We start from the raw sequence: 26,370 nt of genomic DNA on the forward strand, positions 1-26,370 counted from the left end.
TGAGGTGGCCCCGTGACCATGACGAAGGTAACCTGATTGTGTCAGAGATGGAGAAAGTCATCCCGGCTCTCGTGGCATCGGTGCTGGAGCAGCACGCCGCTGGAGATCACTGCTGTGAAGAGGTGATTCGTCAGGCGATGGAACGGCAGATGAAGCTTGCCGTGAAGCCTGGACCGGTTCGCGTCGGCGTGAGTATCGATCCGCCGTGGTCTGACGGTCAGGTCAACTCGGTGCAGGTCGTCATGGATGACCGTCCCTTCCTCGTCGACACCGTCGTGTCGTGCCTGCTTCGTCATGGGTGGCGAGTTGAGGACGTTCGGCACCCGATTTTCGGTGTCAAGCGCAACGTCGAGGGAGCTGTTGAGAGTGTCGGAACTCCCGGACGCGAGGGCTGCGAGCCGGAGTCCTGGATTCACATTGATGCCACGGCGCCGATTGGTGTTGACACTGGCAAGGCTGCCAAGCAGCTCGATGAGGATCTTCACAGCTGCCTTGACCAGGTTGTTCGGGCCACGGACGACTGGGCGGCGATGCAAGAGGCGATGTTGCGGACCGCTGAGCTGGTGAGTGCCTCCCAAGGGCGCTCCGATGATCGTGACTCGACGCGTGAGCTCCTGGAATGGTTGGCCAATGACCATTTCATGTACTTGTCCTACGAGGAGTTCCGGGTCGACGGGGACACCATGACGCCAGTACCCGGTACCCGGCTGGGCATCACCGATGACGGGCCGCGCTTCGATGCGATCCCTCACAGCGAGGATCATTCCACCATCGTCGTCACGAAGGACTCGGTTCGTTCCACCGTGCAGCGCAATGGATACCGGGATTACGTTGGCGTGCGAATCCGTGACGAGAACGGCACCGTCGTCGCTGAGCACCGCTTCATCGGTCTGCTGGGGTCGGCCGCATACACCGAGTCGGTGACGCACATCCCGGTCCTCCGCGCCAAGGCCTCCCGCGTGCTGGCACTTTCGGGATACCGAGCCAACTCCCATGGCGGCAAGGCGGTCATTCGTACCATCGCTGAGTTCCCACGTGATGCCCTTTTCGAGGCCTCGGCCGAAGAGCTCGTGCCACTCATCATGACGATCGTCGACCTGCGCGAGAAGCAGCGCCTTCGCGCACTGGTCCGCCGCGGTCCGTGGGGTCGGTTCTTCCACCTGCTGGTCTTCGTCCCGACCGACCGTTTCGACGCCAGCACTGTTGGCGTCGTCGAGGGAATCGTCGCCAAGCGGACCGGCGCGGTCGAGTTCGACTCGACCATCATGATGGGTGAGTCCTCCCTGGTCAGGATCACCTTGACTGCCAAGGTCCCTGACGGTGAGGTTCTTCCTCCAGTTGATGACGCGGAACTGCAGGCAGAGCTCGCCGACGCCACTTCGAACTGGGATGACGAGTTCATCGCCCTGGCCAGCAGCATTGAGAGTGACCGACGCGGAATTGACTTCGGACCCGAGTACAAGCAGGAATTCACGGCCAAGCAGGGCATTCTGGACCTCGAACTGCTCAACAGGTTGGCTGAGGATGACCTGGGCCTGGTCATGTACCGTCCGGATGATCCGGCCGATCCCTCCGACCTGCGCCTCAAGATCTTCAACCAGCACGCGCCGATGACGCTGTCCCAGGTCATGCCGCACCTGTCGAGCCTCGGCGTCCAGATCGTCGATGAGCATCCGCACCGGATTGTCCTGCGCGGTCGGGAGATCTGGCTGTTCGACCTTGGCCTGCAGGCCCCCGGCGAGCTGTGGAAGGAATCCGAGCGACATCGTTTCACCGAGGCTTTTGCCGCATCCTGGCGTGGGGAGTGCGAATCCGACACCTTCTCGGGCCTCGTGACCGAGGCGGGCTTGTCCTGGTCCCAGGTGGCTATGTTGCGCTGTATCGCTCGTTACCTCCGGCAGGTTGGTAGTCCGTTCTCCCAGACCTACATGGCGAAGACACTACGGGCGAACCCGAATCTGGCAGGCGACCTCGTGAGGATCGTCGAGGCCAAGTTCGATCCGTCGGCTTACGATGACGGGGTCGATGCCGGAGCCGAGCGGTTGGCCAAGGTGGAGGAACTGTCACAGACCTTCCTTTCTGATCTGGACGACGTCGCCTCCCTTGATCACGATCGCATCCTGCGCATGATGCATGCCGTCATCAAGGCCATGATCCGCACCAACTGGTGGCAGAAGGATCGCCGAGCGCTGGCCTTCAAGGTGCGCCCGGGTGAGCTCGACTTCGCCCCAGCCCCACGACCCAAGTTCGAGATCTTCGTCAATTCGCCGAGGGTCTCCGGAACTCACCTGCGTTTCGGTGCGGTGGCGAGAGGAGGCTTGCGTTGGTCGGATCGTCCCGAGGACTTCCGTACCGAGGTCCTCGGCCTGGTCAAGGCCCAGATGGTCAAGAACTCGGTCATCGTGCCTGCGGGCGCCAAGGGCGGCTTCGTTCCCGCCCATCTGCCCGATCCCACGACCGACCGCGCGGGCTGGGCCGAGGAAGGCAAGGAGTGCTACCGCATCTTCGTCTCGTCGCTGCTGTCCCTGACCGACAACGTCGTCGAAGGCAAGGTCGTCGCCCCTGACCACGTGGTGCGCCACGACGGGGACGATCCCTACCTCGTCGTGGCCGCTGACAAGGGCACTGCCACTTTCTCCGACACCGCGAACGCAATTGCCGCGGAGCACGGATTCTGGCTCGGTGACGCCTTCGCCTCGGGTGGATCCCATGGTTACGACCACAAGGCCATGGGCATCACGGCCCGCGGCGCCTGGGAGTCGGTGACCCGGCATCTCGCCGACCTGGGTATCGACCAGGCGGCTGACGACTTCACCTGCGTCGGTATCGGCGACATGTCCGGTGACGTCTTCGGCAATGGCATGTTGCTGAGCAAGCACATCAAGCTGGTGGCAGCTTTCAACCACCGTCACGTCTTCGTCGACCCGAACCCGGATCCTGCCGCGTCCTGGCAGGAGCGTCGTCGCCTCTTCGATCTTCCGCGCTCGAGCTGGGGCGATTACGACTCGTCCCTCATCTCCGAGGGCGGCGGCGTCTGGGATCGCACCTTGAAGTCGATTCCGGTGAGCCAGCAGATGCGCGAGGCCCTCGGCATCGACGGCTCCGTCAAGAGGATGACCCCTGACAATCTCATCTCGGCGATCCTGCGGGCTCCGGTTGACCTGCTGTGGAACGGCGGAATCGGAACCTACGTACGCGCCACGAGTGAGACCGACGCCCAGGTCGGCGACCGAGCCAATGATCCGGTTCGCATCACGGCCAAGGAGGTGCGGGCCAGGGCTGCTGGCGAAGGCGGAAACCTGGGATGGACGCAGGCAGGTCGCATCGAGTACGCCCGAAACGGTGGCCGAATCAACGCCGATTTCATCGACAATTCTGCCGGCGTCGACACCTCTGATCATGAGGTCAACATCAAGATCCTGCTTGATGCCGAAGTGGCTGCCGGCCGCCTCAGCGCCGAGGAACGCGACGAACTCCTGCCTGCCATGGCTGACGACGTCGCTACCCTGGTACTGCGGCACAACCGTTCTCAGAACCTCGCGCTGGCCAATGCGGTGAGCCCGTCCGGGCCGACTCCTGGAGTTCTGGAAGCCTGGATGTGCGAACTCGAGGAGTCTGGCCATCTTGATCGCGTCGTCGACACCATGCCGTCGACCGCTGAGATGAATCGTCGAATGGCCGCAGGGGAGGGCCTTGCCAGCCCGGAGCTGTGCACCCTGCTCGCGTGGACGAAGATCGCCCTGTGCGATGCCGTGCTGGCCACGGATCTTCCGGAAGATCCCTTCGTGGCGGATCGCTTGGTGGGCTACTTCCCGCCGCTGCTGCGTGAGAGGTTCGCTGATCGGATGCCAGATCACCGGCTGCACCGGGAGATCATCACCACCGAAGCCGTCAACAGGTTCGTTGACTCCCAGGGCATCACGGCCTTCCACCGCTTGCATCTGCAGACCGGGGCAGACATCGCTCAGGTCATCCGTTGCCAGCTGGCGGCCCGATCGGTCTTCGGACTGGGCAGGGCGGAGACGAACCTCACCCATCTCGGACTGGACGCAGCCCGTACTGCCGAGATCAGGCTCGCTCTTCGAGATCTCGCCATGGACGCCACGAGGTGGTTCCTCAACCACGGAGGTGCGGACAACATCTCTGCCGCGATTGAGACCTACCGTCCGGGCGTCGCGAAACTCGTCGACAAGCTCTCCGACTTGCTGGGCGACAGTGCCGACGAGTGGCAGAAGAAGGTTGACGGTGTCACCGAGTTGGGACTTGATCGTGCGGATGCCGCTGTGGTCGCCTCTCACGACTGGGGCCCAGTGCTGTTGAGCGTTGTCGAGATCTCTGACGAAGGTCATCCTCTCGACGAAGTCGCCGAGGCATACCTGACGCTGGCGCGCAGGGTGGACATGACCCGCCTGACCCATCTCGTCGAACAGCTTCCCCAGGACCGTCCGACGGATGCCCGAGTGCGGGCAAGCCTCCGCGAGGATCTCCTTCAGGTGATGTCCGAGGCGACGCGTCGGGCCCTTGAGATTGGAACGGCCAACGTTCTGGTCGATGGTGGACGTATTGTTGAAGCGATGACGACAACCCCGGATCTAGCGCACTGCGTCGTGATGGTCAGTGACCTGCGGTCCTCCGTGGGCCAGGAGGCCAAGCAGTGAGAATTGATCTCCACACCCATTCCACGATCTCGGACGGGACGGATTCCCCGACCCGCCTCGTGATGAGGGCTGCCACGAGCGGTCTGGACGTCATCGCCCTGACTGATCATGACACCTTCGATGGGCTGGAGGAGGCTCAGGCAGCCGGACAGCGGTTCGGTGTCCGGCTGCTTCCTGGCCTCGAGATGACGTGCCACGTTGGTGGTCGTGACGTTCACCTTCTCGGTTACGGGCCGCGTCCTGACGATCCAGCTCTGGGCAGAAAGCTGCAGATCACGCGGGATTCGCGAGTTGGGCGTCTGGACGCCATCTGTCAGAAACTTGCCGAGGTCGGAATGTCGGTGACGACGGCGGACGTCCATCGAGCTGCCGGTTCGGCCTCGAGCCTGGGTCGGCCCCATGTAGCGGACGCGATGGTGGCCAAGGGCTACGTCGAAGACCGTGACGAGGCTTTCCGAGACTGGCTCGCTGACGGCAAGCCCGCCTATGTTCCACGGCACAGCGTGGCGTTGGAAGAGGGCATCGACCTCATCCACGATGCCGGCGGCGTCGCCGTCCTGGCACATCCGTGGGGCAGGGGAGCCCAGCAGGTCCTCACCCCGCAGATGATCGCGTCGTTGTCCGCCTATCACCAGCTCGACGGAATCGAGGTGGAGCACCAGGACCACGACCAGGCAGCCCGCCGTATGCTCTTCGATCTGGGAGGACGGCTCGGGTTGGTCCGGACCGGCGCGAGCGATTACCACGGCTCGGGCAAGAAGGACCACGAGCTGGGATGCAATCTCACCCGTGAGACCGCCTATCGAGAGCTCGTGACGAGGATCCAGCTGCGTGGTGGAGTTCTTCGCGTCCGGTGAGACTGCTACAGTGACCGACATGACGATTGCACCTGCGAATGCCACCTCGTGGTGGCGTCGCTGCGTGCGGCACTGACGATGTGACAGCCGCCCTGCCCGGCGGCGTCGCCTCGTCGCCGAGGAGGGCGGCGAGGAAGGATTTTCGATGACCAGCGACGTCTCCGAAATCGGATCGAACGCTGCCACCTTGGCGCGCTCGCGGGCCCGCAGTGACAAGGTTGAGACCGATCTGGCCGTCCATCCCGAGAAATGGCGGATTCTCACCGGGGATCGTCCCACCGGAAGTCTCCACATCGGTCACTACTTCGGCTCCCTGGCCAATCGGGTGCGTCTGCAGGACAAGGGAATTGAGTCCTTCCTCGTCATCGCTGATTACCAGGTCATCTATGACCGTGACGGCGTCGGCGAGTTGCAGGCCAATGTGATGTCGAACATCGCCGATTACCTTGCCATCGGTGTCGACCCGGTCCGTACCACGATCTTCACCCACTCGGCCCTGTCTGCCCTCAACCAGCTGCTGCTGCCCTTCCTGTCGCTGGTGACCGACGCGGAGCTGCGTCGTAACCCGACTGTCAAGGACGAGCTGGCCACCTCGGACCGCCCGATGTCGGGTCTCATGCTCACCTTCCCGGTGCACCAGGCTGCCGACATCCTCTTCTGCAAGGCCAACCTCGTCCCGGTCGGCCGTGACCAGCTGCCGCACATCGAGCAGACCCGCGTCATCGCTCGTCGCTTCGACGAGAGGTACGGGCGAGCGGATGCCTCTGAGCCGGTCTTTCCCGAGCCGGAGGCGCTGCTTTCCGCCACCCCGCATGTGTTGGGTCTCGATGGCACGAAGATGAGCAAGTCGAAGGGCAACACCATTGAGATCGGCATGACCGCCGATCAGACCGCCAAGCTCATCAAGAAGGCCAAGACGGACGCCGAGCGCCACATCACGTGGGATCCGGAGAACCGTCCTGAGGTCTCGAACCTGTTGCTGCTCACCGCCCTGTGCGAGAACGGTGATCCCGCTGCCATTGCCGAGGAAATCGGTGACGGTGGTTCGGGTACCCTCAAAAAGCGTCTCACCGCCTCCCTCAACGACTACTTCGCCCCGATTCGTGAGCGTCGTGCTGAACTTGCCGCTGACGAGGGCCACCTGCGCGAGGTGCTCCGGGAAGGAAATGAGCGTGCCAACGCCGTCGCCGACCAGACTCTCGCTGAGGTGCGGACAGCCATGAGGATGGTCTATTGAATCTGGTGATATGAAGCGAGGCACGGACATCATGTCCGTGCCTCGTCCTGTGTTCAGACCGAACCTCACAGGGACCGACGTGCCCTGCGGCGGCGCGGGACGGCGGCCGTCCCCTTGTCGCCAGCGGTCTTCGTGCTGGCCTTCTTCCTGGGTGCCTGCTCCTTGGTGGAAGCAGCGTCCTTCTCGGGAGACTTCTTGTGTTCCTTGGCCTCATGCCTGCCGTGCGCGCTGCCGACCTCGTCGCCACCGCGGATCACCGTGCCGTTGCGGCGACGGGTGCGTTTGCGGCGCGGTGTGTCATCGTCCTTGGAATCCTCGCGGGAACGACGGCCCCCACTGCGATCACCATGCCTGCGGTGGCCGTCGTGCCTGTCGTCACGCTTGTGGTGATGACGCTCACGCTTCTCGGCGCCGGGCAAAGCGCCCTTGGTACCTTCCGGGATGTCGAGGTCGGTGTAGAGATGCGGGGAGGTCGAGTAAGTCTCGATGGGCTCGGGGATCTCGAGGTCCAGTGCCTTGTTGATGAGGTTCCAGCGAGTGACGTCAGCCCAGTCAACGAGGGTGACGGCCACGCCCTTGGCGCCAGCACGTCCGGTACGGCCAATACGGTGGACGTAGGTCTTCTCGTCCTCGGGGCACTCGTGGTTGATGACGTGGGAGACCCCGGTGACGTCAATGCCACGCGCAGCGACGTCGGTGGCGACGAGGATGGTGGCGTCGCCGCTGCGGAACTTCTTGAGGGCCTTTTCGCGAGCGACCTGGGTGAGGTCGCCATGGATGGCCCGAGCCTTGAAGCCACGGTCGTCGAGGTCGTCGGCCAGACGCTGGCAGGTGCGCTTGGTACGGCAGAAGATGATGACCTTCTCGACATCGCGGGACTGCAGGATGCGCCCGATGACCTCGATCTTGTCCATCGGATGGGCCTGGTAGACGAATTGCTGGGTATCCGGAACGGTGGCCTGGGCATCGGCACCCTCGGCACGCACGTGTACCGGACGGTTCAGCTGGGAACGGGCCAGAGCCATGATCGGTGCCGGCATGGTGGCCGAGAAGAGCATGGTCTGGCGAGAGGTCGGGGTGCGCCCGATGAGGTTCTCGACGTCGGGCAGGAAGCCCAGGTCAAGCATCTCGTCAGCCTCGTCGAGAACGACGATGCGCACGTGGGACAGGTCGAGGTCCTTGCGCTGGGAGAGGTCCAGAAGACGTCCGGGGGTGCCGACGACGACGTCGACCCCGGCCTTCAGCGCGTCGATCTGTGGTTCGTAGCCGACGCCGCCATAGACGGTGAGGACTCGCGCGCCGCGCACCGAGGCGGCGGTCGAGATGTCCTTGGACACCTGGAGGGCTAGCTCCCGGGTCGGGCACATCACCAGTGCCTGGGGCCTGCCCTTGTGCTCGAACTCCTCCCAGTCGTCATCTCCGGGCAGGATGATGCGCTGCAGGACGGTGATGCCGAAGGCGAGCGTCTTGCCGGTGCCCGTGCGGGCCTGGCCGATGAGATCGGTGCCCTGAATGGAAATCGGGATGGACATGGCCTGGATGGGGAAGGGAGAGACGATCCCCACCCCCTCCAGCGCCTGGCAAATGTCTTCTCGGACGCCGAGATCGGCGAAAGAGGTGGAAATGGAAATAGTGGTCTCGGTCAGTGTCTTGGCCTCTTCGTGCGTGGGCCCGTCAAGGCCCTGTGTCATTCTTCGTAGTCGTTCCTCGTGATGTCGTCGCGCGAAACTCTGTTCCGCGACGATGTCACGTGCGGTGTGGACCTGCGAGGTGACGCGGTCGACACACCACCAGCCATCTTACCTCCAGTGCCGTCGACCCTCTAACCTGTTGGCGTGAGCATCGACGACACGAACCCCGACGACTCCTCGGTTGTGACGATCTTCTGGTCCGTCGCAGCGTCCTGTGCCTTGCATGGATTCTCCGCAACGGTGTCCGGCATGGTCCTGGCTCCCGGCCTGTCCGAACGGTTCCTCATCGTTGATCGCAGTGCTGAGATTCAGCAGATCTTGGCCGAAGCCAGAACCCATCTGACGGATCGCACGGTTCTAGTAGAGACGGAACCCCTCATCGGGTCCGTGGAGGAGTACGTGCCCTCCCGGTCTTGGTCCCAGGTGTTGCTGCGCGACCACATCGTCGTTGATCTCATCGCCGATTTCCTGGACCGGGTCGAGCCGAATCTCGCACCCGAACTTCGTCCGGCCTGCGGGTCTTTTGGCCCGTGGCTCGGTCGCGGTACGGGGAGCCGCGTGAGATGGGATGCCGTGATGCGTCACATCGTCGCCGGGCAACGTGACAAATCGGCAGAATCCCTGTTCGCACGACGTCTCGTGGGAGAGGTGTTGTCGGTGGCCCAACGGCTCTTTGCCCGTCATCAGGCGCTGACCGCGGCCCTGACGAAAGCTGGTGGGGGAGAGTTCGATGATCTCGACCTCATCAATGAGGTGATGGCTGGTGTGTTGAACGTCCATGACGAACGCATGATTGATCTCGGCCTCGAACCGTGATTGACGAAACGGCGAGTGACCTCGAGCGGTAGGTGACAATGGCAGCTTCCGGAATGACCCGAAGCTGCCATGACGTTCAACCGTGACCGAGTTCAGAGAGTCCCAAACCCGACCTGACGGCTGTTGGGCTGCCCCAGGTCGAGGTAGGCGATCCCACGGGCGGGAACGAGAACCTTGCGGCCCTTGGCATCCGTCAGGGTGAGGACGGCGTCGGGCTGGCTGAGGCTGTCCTTGAGCTGCTGCTCAATGGACTCAGCGCTTTCTTGAGCGTCGATGCTGACTTCACTTGCAGTGTTGACGATGCCGATCTTGATCTCCATGACGACAAATCTACCGTTGGATCAAGCGTCCCGGCGCCACAGCGCCACAGTGATGTTGTCATGACCGCCGCACGTGTTGGCGTGCGCGATGAGTCCGGCCGCGAGATCTGCTGGGTCGGGACGACCCTGCTCATTTTTTCGCACCGTGCCCGCGAGATCAGTGACGAGCGTGGTCAAGTCGTCCGGATCGGGAACGTGATTCCACAATCCGTCACTGCACACCAGGAGCCATCCGGAATGCTGTGGTTGATAGGCCATGACGCGGGGAGCGAGGTCGGTGGCGGCGGCGCCGAGCCACTTCGTGATGGCATGGGCGCCGATCCCCGCCTCTGCTTCTTCCCGAGACATTCCTAGGTCCATTTGTGCCTGGGCCATGGAATCATCGATGGACAGTCGGACACAGCCACCGTCATCAGGGAACCAGTAGGTTCGGGTGTCACCGATGTTGCCCACGACAATGCGTTCTTGTGTCGCAACGGCGACGGCCAGAGTGCACGCACCAATCGGACGCGATGCGCTCACCACGGCCTCGTGCGCCTTTCGGAAGGCTCGCTCGAAGAGGGTGACGATGTCATCGTCGTTGGCTGGCATCCCCTGGTCCATCGTCGCCGTCAGGTAATCGCGCGCGGTGTGAGATGCGATTCTGGCGCATTCCTCAGCACCATCGGTGGACGAGACGCCGTCAGCGACGACAAGGACGATATGACGCCCGGAACTGTCGATGCCGAGGGCTGCCGCGTCCTGGTTCGTTTCATGACGTAGTCCGATGTGTGAGGCGCAGGCAACATCTCCACGAGCTGCAGCTCGCTCGGTGAGGTCCACTCGCGAGATGGCGGGGGTATCGGGCGTCACGATTTCGGCCGATGACTGGTCCGATTCATTCATGAAGGTCCTCAGGCTGGGTAATTGTTCTCCGCAGGGCTCCGGCTGAATCCGGGCGCAGCGCTCGACGTGGTGTGGCGATCGCGGTAGATCCATGTCTACCGACGAGGTTTATGACCAGCTACGAACATGCGGACGCGTCTCATGGGGGTGAGACAGCTCTTCCACCCTTTCACATGGTGGGCCGATGAGACCAGGAAATGACTGCTGACGTCGTTGTTCTGTGGAAAAGACCCAGCCGGACGGCAATGCTGTCGCAGGTCGGTGGTGGGATGTGTGCCATGCATGGATGGGATGACGCTCAGGTGCGGGTGCTCAATGATGATGCTGGCACGGTCCTCGTCATGGGAGGGCCGGGCACCGGACGGACGGGTCTGTGTCTTGAGGTGGCCGCGCAGTACGTCGAAGCTGGCGGCTCCCTGTCCGACATCCTGCTGCTCGGCCAGACAAGACCGGCTGCCCAGACATTGCGCAATGGCCTCGTACGACGACTCGGAGGCGCTCATCTGGACCCTCATGTCATGACGGTTCACGCGTTGGCCCGGCGCATCCTTGGATCTCGACATTTCTCGGGACGGCTGTTGACCGCTCCTGAGCAGGAGTTTCGTATCAGAGAGCTTCTTGCGGCTCGTGACATGACGGACTGGCCCGAGGAACTGCAGGCATGCGCACAGACCTCTCAATTCGCGTCTGACGTGCGTGTCATGGCGGCGCGACTTCGTCAAGAAGGATGCGACCCGCAGGACCTCACTGCTGCGGGGATGACCTGGGGAGTGCCGGAATGGCAGGTTCTGGGACCATTCCTGACGGATTATCTGGACGTTCTTGATCTGGAGGGGGCAGTGGATTACGCCGAGGCGGTGCATCGTGCTCGGATCGCCTTGACCCGTCCAGGTGCGGCCATCGACGTGAGGTCACGGGTCAAGCTGCTGGTGTGCGACGATCTGACCGAGTGTGATCCGTCCCAGATTCGCCTCATTGCCCAGATTGCGCAATGCCATGTTCCTTGTGTGCTGACCGCCGATCCGGACCAGACCGTCTACGGTTTTCGAGGAGCAGCCGCGGAACGCCTCGACGATCTGATCGATGAGTTCCCGGACGTGTCGATTCACCACCTGACGATCAATTACCGTAATCATGCGCATGTTGCCGACGTCGTTGAGTCATTGCGTGCAGGAATGCCAGCGATACCGTCGTCCAGCCGTCTGAGACGGCGGGCAAACAACGCCGCGGCCACAGAGGCGGGAAAGGTAGCCGCCGTTCGAGCTGGCAGCACCACTCGCCTGGTGAGAAAGGTCGCTGGAAGTCTTCGCCATGCTCACGTGGCCGATGGCGTCCCTTGGAGTGAGATGGCGGTGGTGACCCGTCATGGGGCTGAGCTGGGAGTGATCGCGACGATCCTTGCCTCTCAGGGCATACCGGTCTTGCGCTCGCGGGATGAGCATGCGTTGTCTGACGTCCACGCCGTCACTCAGATCCTCAATGCTCTTGAGGTGGCTGTCCGTCTCGCAACAGGAACCCAACCGGGCCGGCGAGAAGTGTCGGCCCTGATCACGAACCCATTGGCAGGAATCGATCTCACTGTCGTTCATCGCCTCGAAACCTGGTGCCGACTCGTTCGCCGGGAGGAGCTGAATTGGGAGGTGCTGCAGGAGCTGGCCGCGGATGCGAGCCGTTCTGTGACGAGGACGGAGATGGCCGACGACGCCGTCAGTGATGGAGCTCACGATGACAGCGATGTGACCACCGTGCCTCCAGGACTACGAGTTCTGGTTGAGCCGCTTGCCGCCTTGGTCCGGCGAGTTCAACTCTCGGCAAGCCTTTTGCGCCTCGGTGGCACGTGCCATGAGGCGTTGTGGGCCTTGTGGCAGGGCAGCTCATGGGCGTCCGCCCTGCGTCGTCGCGCCTTGGCCGGGGATGCATCAGCTGATCGTGATCTCGACGGGCTGTGTTCTCTCTTCGACATGGCAGAGGCAGCCCGCACCATGGCTGGTGTGTCGGGAGGACGTCGCCTCATCGACATGGTCAGTCGAGAGCAGATTCCAGCAGACCGCGCTCGTGAATCTGATGAAGATCGCGATGGGGTCACCGTCGTCACTGCTCACCGTGTCAAGGGAAGAGAATTCAGCGTGGTGGCGGTCTGCGGACTGGAAGAGAGCAACTGGCCTGCCGACAACCACACCGGTTCCCTGGTCGCTGCAGACAGATGGTCTCCGGACGGTCCCGTGACGGTTCCTGGATGGTCGGAAAACCTTCGTGCCGAGACCAGGCTGTTACTTGTGGCGTGTTCGCGCGCGAGAGATCAATTACTGTTGTGCTCAGTCGAGTCTCCGGATGAAGGCATCCGCCCATCCGGGGTGTTGACGGGGATTCCACACCTCGAGGACAGCGTGAACGTCCTGAACTTCGCCGGCCTTACCGAGCTCGTTGGTGAGCTGCGTCGAGTTGTCGCGGACGAGACCGAGTCGCCAGGGGTACGGGTCCAAGCCCAGGAGCTTCTGGATGATTTGCGTGGTGAAGAGCACCACGGACGGCCTCTCGTGCCACAAGCTGACCCGCAAACCTGGTGGCGTGAGGGTGCCCCTCGTCAGGCTGATGTCACCGGTGAGATCGAGTTGGGCGCCTCGCACATTGGAGAATTGCTCACCTGTCCGAGACGGTGGTTCATGACTCGTCGTGCCGGAGCCAGCAACGGTGCTGCCCTCAGGGCAAGTATCGGTACCCTTGTCCATCGGATCTGTGCGGAGAACATGGATCGATGGTCCCTGCCCGGAGCACTGGCTGAGTTGGAGGAGTCGTGGCCGGACATCGAATTGACCGCGGAGTGGCAGCAAGAGGCCGAGCTCGACGATGCAAAAGCTGCGCTTAAGCGTTTTGACGGGTGGTTGGCTTCGCGTGATCGAGATCTCATCGGTGCTGAGGTGCGTGTCGATGGCACGATCAAGGTTCCGTCCGGTGTGGCTCGAGTACGTGGAAGCATAGACCGGCTCGAACGAGACGCAGAAGGCGCCTGTTATGTGGTGGATCTCAAAACTGGGACAAGCAAGTCTCCTGAAACGAAGAACTCCCATCACCTACAGATCGGTGTCTACCAAGCCGTCGTCGCCGCCGGTGGAGTCGCGAGTCTTGGGAAGGCGTCGGTGAGCGGCGCGGAATTGGTCCATCTTCGGATTGGGGCGGGCAAGGGACAGGCAAATGCGAAGATCGACCGCCAGAGTGGGCTTTCGGACGTTCCCTGGCCCAACGGCACGGAGCCAGTTGATGGTTGCCAGAACTGGATCGAGGCGAGCGTTGACAAGGCCGTCAAGGTCGTCAAGTCTGGTGAGTACACCGCGATTGCGAACAAGGGTTGCGGTCATTGCCCAGCGAGGGCCGGATGCCCGGCCTTGGTCCCGAAGGACTCCTCGACTGCAGTACCTCGACAGCACGGGAGGGCCTCATGACGGAGTCGACTGACGAGATCCGGAACGATGACGTCGACATTGCATCTCTGCTTGGGATCCCCATCTCAGCTGAACAGCAGAGGGCTGTCACGGCACCGCTCAAACCGTGCGTCGTCATTGCTGGAGCAGGTACGGGTAAGACGACAGTGATGGCGGCCCGGGTGGTCTGGCTTGTCGCCGGTGGGCTGGTCAGGCCGGAGGAAATCCTGGGCTTGACGTTCACCAACAAGGCCACATCCGAATTGTCGGAGCGGATCGAGAAGAACCTCACCAGTGCAGGCTTACTGACCCCGGAGCAGCCCAGGCCCACAGTGGCGACGTACGACAGCTTTGCCGGAACTCTGGTAGCCGACTACGGGGCGTGGGATGGGATAGACACGGGTGCTCATCTCATCACAGGAGCGAGGGCGTATCAGTTGGCCACGGAGGTTGTGTCAGAGTTGGACAGGCCACCGTTGGTGGGCACCCATCTGACGCCGACGTCGATTGCTCAAGCGGTGGTGTCACTGGCCGGAGCGATGTCCTCACACGATGCGAGTGAGGATACGGTGCGAGCTGCGGATGCTCGTTGGCGCCAGATGCTTGTCGATGCACCGACACGACGCGATGGGGAGCAGTACGCCAGTGTGAAGAAGAACCTTCTCACGGTGGACGAACGTGAGGACCTACTCGATCTGGTCAAGGCTTACCGGGATCTCAAACGGCAGCGCGGATTCGTCGAGTTCGGCGATCGCATGCTGCAGGCCCTGCACCTCGTCGCACATCATCCACGGGTCGGGCAGGAATTGAGGGCCCGATACCGTGTCGTTCTTCTCGACGAGTATCAGGACACATCGTCGGCGCAGGCTGATCTGTTGGCTGCCCTCTTCTCGGGGCCGGATGCTGATCACGGGATGGGTCATCCGGTGATGGCTGTCGGTGATCCGTTGCAGGCCATTTACGGATGGCGTGGAGCGGCCGCGAGCAACATCTTGGATTTCCACCGGCGGTTTCCTGATGAGACGGGTCGCCCTGCGACCATGTTGTCCCTGGTCACGAATCGACGATGTGCCAATCAGATCATTGATGCCGCGAACGTGGCATCCGAGGAGTTACGGGAGTCGCTGGCATCGTCCATGGAATCTGTCGACGACAGCGCGGCCGAGGACCGCGTGGAACTCTCGGTGGGGATGCCTCTCGTCGCTCCAGAGGGGAACCGTCGAGGGGACGTCGGTGTTGCCGCATACCCGACCTGGGTTGATGAGTGCCGTGCGTGTGCCGACATGCTGGTGGAGGCCAAAGAACGTGGGGCAATCACACGGTGGTCCGATGCCGCAATCCTGGTCAGACGCAACGGCGACATTGCCGACCTCTACGATGCGCTGAGCTCTCGTGACATCTCGGTGAGAGTGGCAAACCTCTCCGGGTTGTTGTCTCTGCCGGATGTTGCCATGGTGGTGGCTCATCTTCGTCTGCTCGTCGATCATCATGACGATGCAGCCATGACGACCCTGCTCGCTGCCCCTCGATTCGGGTTGGGAACGGACGATCTTGCTTGGGTCCACCGACGGGCACGGACCTTGGCCAAGACACAGGCGGAGGCTGACGGCCTGGATCCCAAGGATGTTGACGTCCATCTCGTCGACGCTGTCATGGAAGGTCTACCGGTAGGCGATGAACGGGTGCGATCTGCACTCAAGCGTCTTGCTGCGGAGATCGCCGAGGTCGAGGTCCATCAGGGGGACAGCCCCGACGACCTGATCCTGCACATCGAAACAATTACCGGGCTCGTGGACGACATGGCTGCCGACGACCCAGGTCGTGGCTTGGCCCGTCGTGACCAGCTCGACGAGTTGTGGGACGCAGTACGAGAGGTGCGTCGGAGCGACCCCGACATGACGATCGCGGGGATCGTCGCATGGCTGGCAGCCGAGGAGGACCATGGGCATGGCCTTGCCCGAGCCTCCGCAGACTGCAGCGATGCCGTGACGATATCGACCGTCCACGGGGCCAAGGGACTGGAATGGCCGTTCGTGATCATTCCTGACATGGCCCAAGGCGTGTTCCCATCGGAGCTGAGTCCGGATAATTTCGTGACCGTGGCCGCTGTCCTGCCATCCTTCGTCAGGGGAGATGCGAGTGAGATCAACCATCCCGTTTCCGGAGGTGAGGCCGATGCCAAGGAATACGTCGCGGCCCTCAAGGACGATTCACGATGGTCAGAGGCCAGGCTGGCCTATGTGGCCCTGACGAGAGCCAAAGAACGCTTGATCGTGTCATGGCACAAATGGGACTCACGACGACAAGGTTGTTACAGACCCGGCCAGTACGCAGATCTCCTTGCCACCATGCTCGATGTGACGTGGCCAGAGCTTGGCGAGCGACCTGAGGCCAGTACCCAGGACGGGACTCCATGGCCGGTGTTTGCCGATGAGAGCGCCATCCCATGGACCAGCACCAAGATGCCTGACGGTGTTGATCTACCAGCTGTTGATGATCCCAAGGACGCCGATCGGGTGGCATCGTGGCGGTCCGACGCGCAGGCCTTGGTGGCTGATGCTCGACGTCGGCGCGATGACAGCGACCATGCGGTCATTCCGCCGAGACTGACCACCTCTCAGATGGTGAGGCTCCACGCCAATCCACAGGCGTTCCGGGAGGAACTGCGACGTCCGATGCCTCGACCTGCAGACAGGGGAGCCGGTATCGGAACGGCATTCCACGAGTGGGTGAGCCAACGCCTCGCACCGACCGAGCCGGTCCCGCTCCTTGACATCGAAGAGATCGACGAATCTGAGGAGGACAGCCTGGAGGTCGAGGGTAGTGCGGTGACGGAGTCGGCCGGGGGCCATGCACTGCGAACCCTTCGCCAGGCTTTCGAGGAAAGTCGGTGGGCAGACGCGACAGTCCTCGCGGTGGAGAGGTCTTTCGTCATGACGATTGGGAACACCGTCGTCCGTGGGCGTCTTGACGCGGTGGTGGCCGACCCCGATCATCCCGGCGATGAACTGGTCATTGACTGGAAAACCTCGCGGCCACGGTCGGCTGACCCGCTTCAGTTGTCCATCTATCGGTTGGCATGGGCCCAAGCCCGAGGGATCGATCCGTCTCGGGTGCGAGCGGTTTTCCATCATGTCGGGGCCAACGAGACCATCACCGCAGAACCATTGTTGGATGCTGATCAGGTGGCTGCGATTTTGGAGGGTGCGGAGGACGAATCCGATATGTCGTCCAGCAAGTCTCGGTCCTCGGCTCGTTCGCGATGACCGGGATTACAGTGACAACGTGACTGGGATCAGCGAGACGCGCATCGTGGCTCGACCCATATTGGATTGGTGCCATGCAGACCGGGACGACGACGAGGCGAATCGAGCTCGGTGGAAGGATCCGATGGCCCGATTGTTGCTGATCGATCCGCATGACAAGGTCGTGATGTCCAACGGACGCGTGGCAACGGTTCCAACTGAGGGGGATCGGGACGACCAGCGCGACCTGTTCCTGGGCGTCGTCGGTGGAGTGCCGTGGTTTGCCCGGCGGAACGGTGAGCCGCGTACAGAAGCTTGCAGCTTGCGCACCGTGGACCTTGACCCGACTGATCGTGAAGTGGTGATGGCAGCGGTTGCAGCTCTCGCATGGCACGAGAGCAAGCCGACTTGCCCCCGGTGTGGGGAACCGACACGCATCACGAACGGCGGTCCGGCTCGGATCTGTGCCCATGGTCACCAGGTCTTCCCGCGTACCGACCCGGCGATCATCGCTGCGGTACTGGACGCCGAGGACCGCATTGTGCTGGCTCGGCAACACTCCTGGGCTCCTCATCGTCGGTCCCTTCTGGCCGGGTTCGTCGAAGCTGGGGAACCAGCGGAACATGCCTTGGTCCGCGAAGTTGCTGAGGAGACGACCCTGAGTATCACCGCTGCTCGGTATGTCGGCTCACAGTCATGGCCTTTCCCGCGGTCACTCATGTTCGGTTACGTCGCACGAGCAGCCGGAACGATCGACGTGGGCCACGACGAGCTGGCAGGGGCTGATTTCCTCACCCGCGACGAGGTGTCCGATCAGGTTGAGTCCGGTCGGTTGCAGCTGCCACCGACCTTGTCGATTGCCAGAGCTCTCATTGATGCATGGTTGGCACATCGGCTTCCGGAACCTGAGAGCGGGCTCGACTTGTCGTCTCCGCTGAGGTGAGCGACCGCAAGTTCTTCGGCAACTGCTCTGGTCACAGTGAGCGAGTCTCCTCCCACCGACGCTGGATACCAGACCGGCGGTCATTGGTCCGATCAATGGCCCGCTCCACGGACTCCTTCATCCCGACAACCGTGAGGTGCTCACGAGCACGAGTAATCGCCGTGTAGAACAACTCACGGGTGAGGAGCGGGGAATCCGGGGGCGGCAAGATCACCGTGACATTGGTGAACTGACTGCCCTGGGCCTTGTGGATCGTCATCGCCTGCAGAGGTTGCAGAGATGGGATGAGGGAACAGGGCAAGCGCCGAGGGGCCCCGCCAGGTCCGGGAAGAGCTACGGTCGGAACAGGTCGCGTCTCCACGACAACTCCACAGTCGCCATTGTTCACGCCCAGCTGAGCGAGATTGTGTGTGACCATGGCAGTTTCACCGAGCGCCCATCGGCTCTGATCGACTCCGGGAAGGACATCGGCGAGGACAGAAACCATGCGTTGCGACCACTCGTCGACGCCATATGGTCCTTCCCGATGGGCGCACAGCAAGCGATGGCCATCCACGAGTTTGAGGGCAGCGGCGTCGGAGCCTGACCGGGCCAGCTCGAGCATCTGCGATCCCGTCTGTGCGATGACGTCCGCGACAGCTGGAAGGTCAGCCATGGTGATATTGGCGGGATCGGCGTCGATCCAGGAAATGCTCGGCAGGACGGAGCTCGGCCTTGACGCATCATGGTCGGGCTGAGACCTGGTGAGCACCTCCAAAGCGGTTTCCTTGGCGCCCTCACGAACGGCTTCCGACAGATCCGCGATGTCGCCTCGCGACCGGTGGTTGCGAGTGAGGATCGTGACAGGCAGACGTGTATCGAGGGTGCCGGCTGACGACACAATGTCTGCCAGAACACTTCCGGCGTCCACCGAGACGAGCTGGCCCGGGTCTCCCACCAGGATGAGGCGAGTCCCGGTCCCAATAGCGGCGAGGAGGCTGGCCGCCAGTGGGAGGGAGAGCATGGACGCCTCGTCGACGACGACCACTCCGAAGGGAAGCTGGTGCTGCTCGTCGTAGCCAAAGGATGTCCCTGGCCCCTGCCACTTCAAGAGGGAATGGACGGTCGTGGCATCAGCGACGATGGGGCTGAGATCGTCAGGCATGCGCTCTGATACCTCTGACACCGAGTCGCGAAGTCGGGCCGCTGCTTTGCCGCTGGGGGCCGCGAGGGCAATGGCACCGAGGTGAGGATCCGCCTTCTGAAGTGATGCCAGGAGGGTGCACACTGTCGTCGTCTTGCCTGTTCCAGGTCCACCAGCAAGAACACTGATCCTGTGAGTGATGGCGGCAACAGCAGCCTGGGCCTGAGCCGGATCCAACGTGATTCCGGAGGATGCAAGAGCAGCGCTGACCTCTGACACGATCTGCTCGGCGGGCACGGGTCCCTGGCTGGGGGGGTCTGCGGCGAGTGAGGCCAAATCGCGAGCGACATCGTGCTCAGCCTGCCAGTACTTCTCAAGGTAGAGCAGGCCATCGTCCAAGCGAGCCGGCAATTGGTTGAGTGGATCACCACGGCCCGCGATGATGGGGCTCTCCGCAAGGGCAGACAGCCATTCTCTCGGTTCGGGCCATTCCAAGTCGTCAAAGAGCGCAGCCTGCTCGCTGTCGTTGATGTCCGGGATGGCTGGGTCGAGAACCTGACGTCGGATGGACTCGGCGATCTCGTGGGGGTCCCAGAACACCGACCCTCGACGCAGCTCACGACACGACAACGCAATGGCCAAACTGACGTCAGCGTTGTGCTCCTCGCCGATACGGCACACCAGGTTGGCAAGGTGGATGTCGCTTGGTTCGAGAACACCGGCGCGGGCGAAGGGCTCCAACCTGGTTCCGGCTCCGACCGGTACGAGTTCAGGCATGGTGACCTCCCAAACACTCGCTGATGGCCTCGACGAGTTCCGGCTTTGGATGCCAGGTGAACACTCCCTGCGGCATCCCCATCTCCGGAGCTGGGCGACCGGCCATCCCTCGAACGAAGAGATACCCAATCGGACCGAGGTGACGGGCAGGGTCGTACCCGGTAAGGCTCGCCGAGAGGAAACGATGCAGGGCAGCCGAATACAACAGTCCCTGAAGGGGATAGTGAGAGCTGAACATCATGGCGCGCATGGTGTCGGTGTCGTACATGTCGGCCCGAAGTTTCCGAGCGCCGGGAACCCGATTCGTCTTGTAGTCGACCACGAGGTGGCGTCCATCCGGTCGTCTCAGGACGGCATCAATCGAACCGGTGAGGAACCCTCGCAGAGTCTGGTCACTGTTGGGTATGTGGGCCAGGGCGTCCCCATAACCATTGATCGGATCGTCAGATGGCACCAAACCTGGATCCCTGAGCAGAGCTGCCAGATCGGCCATCGTCGCTGCCAGACCAGATTGGGACATCGCCAACTCGAAGTTCATCTCCGCGAGTCGGTCGTCGGGGGAGAAGCTCGACAAGGACATGCCCGGCGCCAGGTCGCCAAGATCAGTCCGCAGAACCTGTTCCAAGCCGTTGGCAAGATCTGTTGCAGGGACGTCCGGCAATGGCGTGGTGCGCAGAGCTCTGCGGGTGATCGCGAGGACCTCGTTGAACAAATCCGCAGAACCGGTGTCGACGTATTCAAGGACTGTGTGTACCAGGGTGCCGAAGGAGGTGCCGCCTGGGAGTCCGCAGAGGCCTGGTGCAGTGGTGTCGGGGGACTCGTCGTCCTCAGGTTCGTCAGTCAAAGTGGTCGGCAGAGGAGCGAGGACGGAGCCATGAAGCTCGGCAGTCAATCCCGAGTACGAGGTTCGGACGAAGTCGAGGTCGAGGGGTCGTGTCAGAGAACGAGGAGCCGCAATGCTCCGATGCTCGGCGTCCGATGCTCGAGTGAGCTGTTTCTGATTTGCGGGTGCAATGGCTGTCGTGACTGGCCCTGAGTTGAGCCAGGGGAGGGTACCGGGATCAGTTCCGGCCCTGCCAAGGCTGAGTTCGCCAGTGGAACGGTCCATCTCGACCAGACGTTGGAAGGCCGACCATCGATTGCGCCGTGAGCATGGAGACCACCACAACCGAACGGCTGATCGAGCTCGGGTGAGAGCGACGTAGAGAAGTCGCAGATTCTCGCCACGCTCATCCTCCTCGTGGTTCTCAATCGCCATGGTGCGATCAATCCCCTGGGAGGAAATGTCGAGTACTCGGCGCTGCCCGTCATGCCAGACAACCGGCCCGCTGATGTTCTTTCTCGGCGCCCATCCATTGGCGATGTCAGGCAGCAGGACGACGGGGAACCCCAACCCCTTCGCCTCATGAATGGTCATGACGTTGACGGCCTGATGGTCGCTGTCGAGACGACGGGGGTCATCGTCACCAGCTCGTCGTTGCTGATCGCGTATCCATCCGGCAGTTGCCATCGGCGTCAATCTGGCCTCGGCAGCCGCGGTGTGGGCCTTTTGAGCGACCTGGCGGAGGTCGGTGACGTATCGCTCGCCCCCGCTCATGCTGACTAGACGATCCAACACCCCTGGTCGGTGGAGGGCCGCTTCGACGGTGCCCCACACTCCGATGCTGGGCCACACGCTCGCCCAACGGGCCACGTCGATGGCGAGGTCGGAACGCACCCTTGAATCCGATGCCGCGAGGTCAGCAGGGGTTGCACCAATGAGGTCAGACAGGCACAACCGGGTGCGCAGCCTCTCGTCAGTGTTGTCGAGAGCTTCCAGGAGAGTGACGAGATCCTCGGCGGCCTGGGAAGACCACACCGGTGATGCTCCGGAGAAGACAGCGGGCTGATTGGCCCGTGACAAGGCAGCAGCGATCTCCGCACCTCTCCTGCGCGTCCTGACGAGGATGGCGATGTCGTTGGGGCGAAGTGGCCTGTCCTGCTCATCCTCGTCATGGATGATCGTGCCGCCTTCCAGCATCATGATGACTTGATTGACGAGATCCTCGGTGACGAGGCGATCCGAGGTCGTGGCATCCAGTTGCCCGTCGAGAGGGGCTTGGAGACAACGGATTTGGAATGGTTGTGACCAGCTGTACCGGTGAGTCTGCGAGGTCCCAGTGCCGATTCGTGACGTCGGGTGACGAGCGGTGACCGATTCCATGGCGATCCCGCGTCCTAGCTGTGCGTTGCCGAAAAGGGTACTGACCGCCTCGACGATGGGCTTGTCCGCCCGGTAGTTGACGTCGAGATGGAGGACGTGCTCAGCGGAATTCGCGGCGTCCTGATAGGCGTAGATGTCGGCGCCGCGAAATGCATAGATGGACTGTTTGGGATCTCCGATGAGCCACAAGTTGCTGTGTCCGTGAAATGACCGGTGCAAGATTTCCCACTGGAGAGGATCTGTGTCCTGGAACTCATCAATCATGACCAGGGAGAAGCGCCGTGCCAACGTCGCACATGCCATCGGGCCACGTACCGGATTTCGCAGTGCTCCGACAAGATCTCCGATGAGGTCGTCAAAGGTATGTATTGCTCGCTTTCGCGAGCGCTTTCGTACCTCGTCACGCACGGACATGGCCCAGCCAACATCGGGCGACATGGCTTCCACATCTGTCGCGATCGGCACCTCGCCATACCTGACGGCAACGTCCCTGGACAGATCCCGCTTGTCAAGGACAGAAGGAGGTCGGTCAGCATCGAGATGTCGAGCCAGATAAAAGTCGTCAGACACCTCGTTGGCCACTGGAGTGAGGTCGGCCATCAGGACTGACGACGGGTCGTGGTCTGACAGGACTCCCAACTCGGCGAGCATTCGGGAGGCGAACTCGTGGGTGGTCGTGATGACGGCCCGGTCGAAGGAGTCGAGGGCCGCCTCCACACGTTTCAACCCTTCTGCGCCGAGGCTCATCACGGAGTCATCGCAGGCGTCTGCAGACTTCCGGCGACCCGCGAGCAGGGATGCGGTGCTGACAAGGCGTTCATACACTCGGCCACGCAGCTCCCGAGCTGCCGATCGGTTGAAGGTGACCAGGAGGAGATTCTCGATGTTCACCATTCCGGTAGCGATCGCTTTGGCGCACACCGCCGAGATCGTCCAGGTTTTCCCAGTTCCCGCGCTCGCAGCCAACAGGACCGTTCCCTGAGGTAGCGGATCAACGATGTTGAATGAGGCCTTCGTCGTCATGCCATACTCCCGGGATGAGCGAATCGAGCCATCGAAGGTGGTGAGAATCCGGTACCTTGCGATGCACGAATGATGGGGTCGAACAACCACCCGGAAAGCTCCTCAAGAGTGGTGCCGAGTTCATGACAGCGGGTGATCAGCTCGGTGACGTCAGTGCCCAGGAATGCTGCCCAGTTTGGATCACGCTCCCGGGACCACTGCACTTGCAGTGCACTGGCGCCGGTGCGGTAGTCATTGCGAGCCATGGGAGACAGGCCTACCAGGGCATGGGCTAGTTTGACGGGTAGGGGGATGAACTGCTGGTTGCTCCACCATGCCAGACGTGCCAGACCGGCGAGAACCCCGCGTGCGTGTTCGGGGTCCGGAGCCACCATCCTTCGAACCCCGTCGCTCGAGACCAGAGTCCCGAACCATCCGACCTCGTCAGTGGCAATGGCGACCGCGAGGAGGTCAACCCACAGATCAAGTATTGGCCTGGCATTCGCACGTGTCGCGACAGCATGAACGATCTGATTGTTCCTCACGCCGACACGGCCTCGCAGTGAGACCACATGCATCGGATCAACGATGAGACCATCAGGCCACGTCAATGGCGGGTTGTCACCGTCAATGAGATCAAGGTTGATTTCTATGAATCGTTCATCGTGACCACCACGAAGTTCCTTGGCCGTCTGCGAAATACGCATCGCATCGTCTGCCAAGGAACTGACGATTCGCTGCCCCAAGCGGCCTGGGGGAGTTGACCCGCGCAAACGCTCGGCGTTGATGGCATCTTCTGGGTTCGAACCATGTTCGAGGTCCGCGAGTATCCGAGAACGGATCCAGTACTTGTCCAACGATGTCGGGGCAAGGGGGAGGTCGACTGGCAACTCCGTGTTTCTCTCGTTGGCTGGCGCACCTGCCCGTGCCCGGAGCAATGTCCGAGCGGGGTGAGACAGCGCCAGGGTGAGATCGGTTGGCGACATCCGTGATTCGGGAAGCTCCGTCACCGGTGGTAGGACAACGCGTTCACGACGTCGCTGCGAACCAGGCTGGCATCGTGCCGCGTGGGCTGCGGTGTGATCGAAACCGCGCCACCATACACCGTTTCCATCGCAGAACTCATCAGGCGAGAAGGGCTGCAAACCGTGATCGACGGAGCGGGCAGTGACGGACCTCATCTCCAGTGACTGCGTGAGGGTCGTTGTGAATGGGCCAGGCAGGACGGCCAGGTTGGTCACAGCGTTTCGAGCCTGTCGCACGACGATGAGGCGGCTCCTTGCCGACAGGGCAACGTCAAGTAGGTCCTGGCGTGCTCTCGCAGTCGGGTCAAGGCAGTCATCGCGCAACCCTTGAAGCTGGTCGGCCCGAATGACGTCTTGATCAGGGTCAACGACGATGACGACTTGATGATCAATGGGAGAAAGGTCCCCGGGACGACAAACGTGAAGCGAACCGTCGAACCATGTGTGACGACCGTGATGTGTGCGCGACAACCAGATCAGAAGATCAATGATCTCCTGGCGATCGAAAAGTCGATTCTCGGCAGCCACGTCAAGACCGGTCAGAAGGGAGAGGGTGTCAAGGACCGATCGCGGAGCATCGCTGGGCGCGGCGGTGAGGTTGTCGACGATGTCGCTGATGCGAGTCAACCACGTGGTGATTGGCGCGGGTGCCTCGGTGTCCAGAAACGCCTTGCGCAATCGCGATACCAGTTCGGCCAGCTTCCCGACCACTGGGATCGTGGTGGAACCGACGTCAGTAATGGGTGTGACGGTACCGAGGTGGGTGGGAGGAGCCGACGACATCGCGATGGCGAGCACCATGCGCTCGATTCCGGCCAACCAAGTCGACTGCCTGATGCGACCCAGCCCGGCAATCTCACGAGCCGCTGGATCAATTCCCCATCGGATGTCGGCCTGGCTCACCAGCCGTTCAATGGTTTCCTGGTCATCGTCGGAGAATCCGAAACGTGCCCTCACAGCCGGCATAGCGCACAGATTGAGGAGATCTTGCCCAGTCGCGCGAGAAGACGCCAGACCAAGGACGGTTGTGACGGCTTCGGTCACCGGATTGACGCGATCCTGGGGAGGGGGAGTCGTGAACCGGATTTGGTTGGCCGGATGACTGACATCCGCCATGGTGCTTGCGGACAACAGGTGCGCGGTATCCTGACGTCCCGAACAGACGATGACGACGTCCCTTGGCTGAACCGTCTCGTCGTCGGCAAGAACTGCGCAGACGACGTCGCGGATGACCTCTGCCTGACGGTCCGGCCCATGGCAGTTGTGGATCTCGACGGGGGCTAACTCGTCGCCTGGAGCGCCCGGGGCCTCACTCGTCGCCGGAAGCGATGATGCGGTCCACCTCGTGGTCGTCGTGGTGCGCAGGCGGTCGAAGGTGCGCCACGGATCGTCATGTCCAATGGCGTGGTCGAGGTGGACGATCGTGATGGTGCGTGATGCTGCTAGTGCTTCGGCCAGCTCGACGTCATGATGGGGCAGAGCCGTCGATGAGAACCACACGATGGGTGCACCGGAGGAGGTTTCTTGGCCTCGCAGTGCGTTGACCAACATCTCGTGTCTGGTCACCGGATCGGCAACGGAGCAGGAATCGGCGAGCAGGGCACGCCAGAGTGGGGCCCACCAGGATCGGGCGGGATCCAGGGGGGCACCAGCGAGATCGACGTCATGTCCATCGTCGCGTCCAGGGCCGTGGCCTTGTGCCCAGGTTCGCAACACCTCGTGGGAGTCTCGGGCGAGCGCCGTCAAGGCTTCTGCGGCTTGTCGGGCTGTCGTCCATGATGCACGTGGAATGCCTTGTCGGAGGCTGGCATCGACATGAGCGGAGACGATCTCGAAACCTGGGGAATCAGTCTCGATGATGCGCGCAATGCGTAACGCCAACGGCCCAGGGCGCCACGGATCCTCGTCGCGCCCAATCCCGAGGAGCTGTTCTTCGAGGTGGGTTCGAAGACCGTGGGGCGTGGTCGACTGGATGCCAGCGGCAATGCCATGGCGGCGGGCAAGGGATTGCAGCAGAGCGCGGGAATGGGCGGTGCTGGGTGCTACGAGCAGCGGACGGACGAAAGGGTCCTCAGTGGGTTGCGCAAGGGCCGTCGTCACAGCTTCTCGGACCTGGTGCCAGGTACGAACCACCTTCACCACACCTGCCATCGGGGCACCTCCTCGTGA

General features: G+C 62.3%; 12 protein-coding genes and 2 pseudogenes. 8 read left to right on the plus strand and 6 right to left on the minus strand.

Annotated features, from left to right (window positions below):
- The first annotated feature begins 47 nt into the window (after positions 1–47).
- From PALO_RS04480 to trpS, 3 genes are all read left to right on the plus strand, one after another.
- Positions 48–4,658, plus strand: coding sequence for an NAD-glutamate dehydrogenase (locus PALO_RS04480; protein WP_015582591.1), 4,611 nt, complete (start codon positions 48–50; stop codon positions 4,656–4,658).
- A gap of 59 nt (positions 4,659–4,717) precedes the next feature.
- Complete coding sequence (locus PALO_RS04485; RefSeq protein ID WP_036902472.1) at positions 4,718–5,515, plus strand: PHP domain-containing protein; 798 nt, start codon at positions 4,718–4,720, stop codon at positions 5,513–5,515.
- 145 nt (positions 5,516–5,660) lie between these two features.
- Positions 5,661–6,752: a tryptophan--tRNA ligase gene (gene trpS / locus PALO_RS04490; protein WP_015582593.1), complete on the plus strand. Its 1,092-nt coding sequence runs from the start codon at positions 5,661–5,663 to the stop codon at positions 6,750–6,752.
- A 65-nt stretch (positions 6,753–6,817) separates the two neighbouring features.
- Here trpS and PALO_RS04495 read toward each other — a convergent pair whose 3' ends face one another.
- On the minus strand, positions 6,818–8,443 hold the full coding sequence (locus PALO_RS04495) for a DEAD/DEAH box helicase (protein WP_015582594.1): 1,626 nt from the start codon (positions 8,441–8,443) through the stop codon (positions 6,818–6,820).
- 249 nt (positions 8,444–8,692) lie between these two features.
- Here PALO_RS04495 and PALO_RS04500 point away from each other — a divergent pair, with 249 nt between their 5' ends.
- Complete coding sequence (locus tag PALO_RS04500) at positions 8,693–9,259, plus strand: hypothetical protein (RefSeq protein ID WP_177166475.1); 567 nt, start codon at positions 8,693–8,695, stop codon at positions 9,257–9,259.
- A 92-nt stretch (positions 9,260–9,351) separates the two neighbouring features.
- Here PALO_RS04500 and PALO_RS04505 read toward each other — a convergent pair whose 3' ends face one another.
- Both PALO_RS04505 and PALO_RS04510 read right to left on the minus strand, forming a co-directional pair.
- On the minus strand, positions 9,352–9,579 hold the full coding sequence (locus PALO_RS04505) for a DUF3107 domain-containing protein (protein ID WP_004811072.1): 228 nt from the start codon (positions 9,577–9,579) through the stop codon (positions 9,352–9,354).
- A 21-nt stretch (positions 9,580–9,600) separates the two neighbouring features.
- Entirely contained in the window at positions 9,601–10,464 is an 864-nt protein-coding gene (locus PALO_RS04510; RefSeq protein ID WP_015582596.1) for a PP2C family protein-serine/threonine phosphatase, read from the minus strand.
- A gap of 269 nt (positions 10,465–10,733) precedes the next feature.
- On the opposite strand from PALO_RS04510, the pseudogene PALO_RS13140 reads away from it, so the two are divergent.
- The 4 genes and pseudogenes from PALO_RS13140 to nudC all read left to right on the plus strand — a co-directional run.
- Positions 10,734–12,128 (plus strand): annotated as a pseudogene (locus PALO_RS13140) (UvrD-helicase domain-containing protein); the annotation flags it as partial.
- Between the two features lie 72 nt (positions 12,129–12,200).
- Positions 12,201–13,904, plus strand: a pseudogene (locus PALO_RS13145) (RecB family exonuclease); the annotation flags it as partial.
- Positions 13,901–17,149 carry an ATP-dependent DNA helicase gene (locus PALO_RS04520; RefSeq protein WP_015582597.1) on the plus strand — a complete coding sequence of 1,083 codons (3,249 nt, stop codon included), beginning with the start codon at positions 13,901–13,903 and terminating at the stop codon, positions 17,147–17,149. The pseudogene PALO_RS13145 and the gene PALO_RS04520, both read left to right, overlap by 4 nt.
- A gap of 133 nt (positions 17,150–17,282) precedes the next feature.
- Entirely contained in the window at positions 17,283–18,071 is a 789-nt protein-coding gene (gene nudC, locus PALO_RS04525) for an NAD(+) diphosphatase (RefSeq protein ID WP_275433910.1), read from the plus strand.
- Positions 18,072–18,102: 31 nt separating this feature from the next.
- Here nudC and recD read toward each other — a convergent pair whose 3' ends face one another.
- The 3 genes from recD to PALO_RS04540 are packed head-to-tail and all read right to left on the minus strand — an operon-like array spanning position 18,103 to position 26,352.
- On the minus strand, positions 18,103–19,971 hold the full coding sequence (gene recD, locus PALO_RS04530; RefSeq protein ID WP_004811082.1) for an exodeoxyribonuclease V subunit alpha: 1,869 nt from the start codon (positions 19,969–19,971) through the stop codon (positions 18,103–18,105).
- Entirely contained in the window at positions 19,964–23,197 is a 3,234-nt protein-coding gene (locus tag PALO_RS04535; protein WP_015582599.1) for a UvrD-helicase domain-containing protein, read from the minus strand. Before PALO_RS04535 ends, recD begins: the two co-directional genes overlap by 8 nt.
- Positions 23,194–26,352, minus strand: coding sequence for an exodeoxyribonuclease V subunit gamma (locus tag PALO_RS04540; protein WP_015582600.1), 3,159 nt, complete (start codon positions 26,350–26,352; stop codon positions 23,194–23,196). The genes PALO_RS04535 and PALO_RS04540 overlap by 4 nt, the downstream gene beginning before the upstream one ends.
- Between the last annotated feature and the right edge of the window lie 18 nt (positions 26,353–26,370).

The sequence above is a fragment of the Cutibacterium avidum 44067 genome (assembly GCF_000367205.1).
Lineage (GTDB): Bacteria > Actinomycetota > Actinomycetes > Propionibacteriales > Propionibacteriaceae > Cutibacterium > Cutibacterium avidum.

Coding starts and splice junctions, on each gene's coding strand:
- PALO_RS04480 (WP_015582591.1), top strand. CDS start 48: ATGGAGAAAGTCATCCCGGCTCTCGTGGCATCGGTGCTGGAGCAGCAC.
- trpS (WP_015582593.1), top strand. CDS start 5,661: ATGACCAGCGACGTCTCCGAAATCGGATCGAACGCTGCCACCTTGGCG.
- PALO_RS04495 (WP_015582594.1), bottom strand. CDS start 8,443: ATGACACAGGGCCTTGACGGGCCCACGCACGAAGAGGCCAAGACACTG.
- PALO_RS04500 (WP_177166475.1), top strand. CDS start 8,693: ATGGTCCTGGCTCCCGGCCTGTCCGAACGGTTCCTCATCGTTGATCGC.
- PALO_RS04505 (WP_004811072.1), bottom strand. CDS start 9,579: ATGGAGATCAAGATCGGCATCGTCAACACTGCAAGTGAAGTCAGCATC.
- PALO_RS04510 (WP_015582596.1), bottom strand. CDS start 10,464: ATGAATGAATCGGACCAGTCATCGGCCGAAATCGTGACGCCCGATACC.
- PALO_RS04520 (WP_015582597.1), top strand. CDS start 13,901: ATGACGGAGTCGACTGACGAGATCCGGAACGATGACGTCGACATTGCA.
- recD (WP_004811082.1), bottom strand. CDS start 19,971: ATGCCTGAACTCGTACCGGTCGGAGCCGGAACCAGGTTGGAGCCCTTC.
- PALO_RS04535 (WP_015582599.1), bottom strand. CDS start 23,197: ATGACGACGAAGGCCTCATTCAACATCGTTGATCCGCTACCTCAGGGA.
- PALO_RS04540 (WP_015582600.1), bottom strand. CDS start 26,352: ATGGCAGGTGTGGTGAAGGTGGTTCGTACCTGGCACCAGGTCCGAGAA.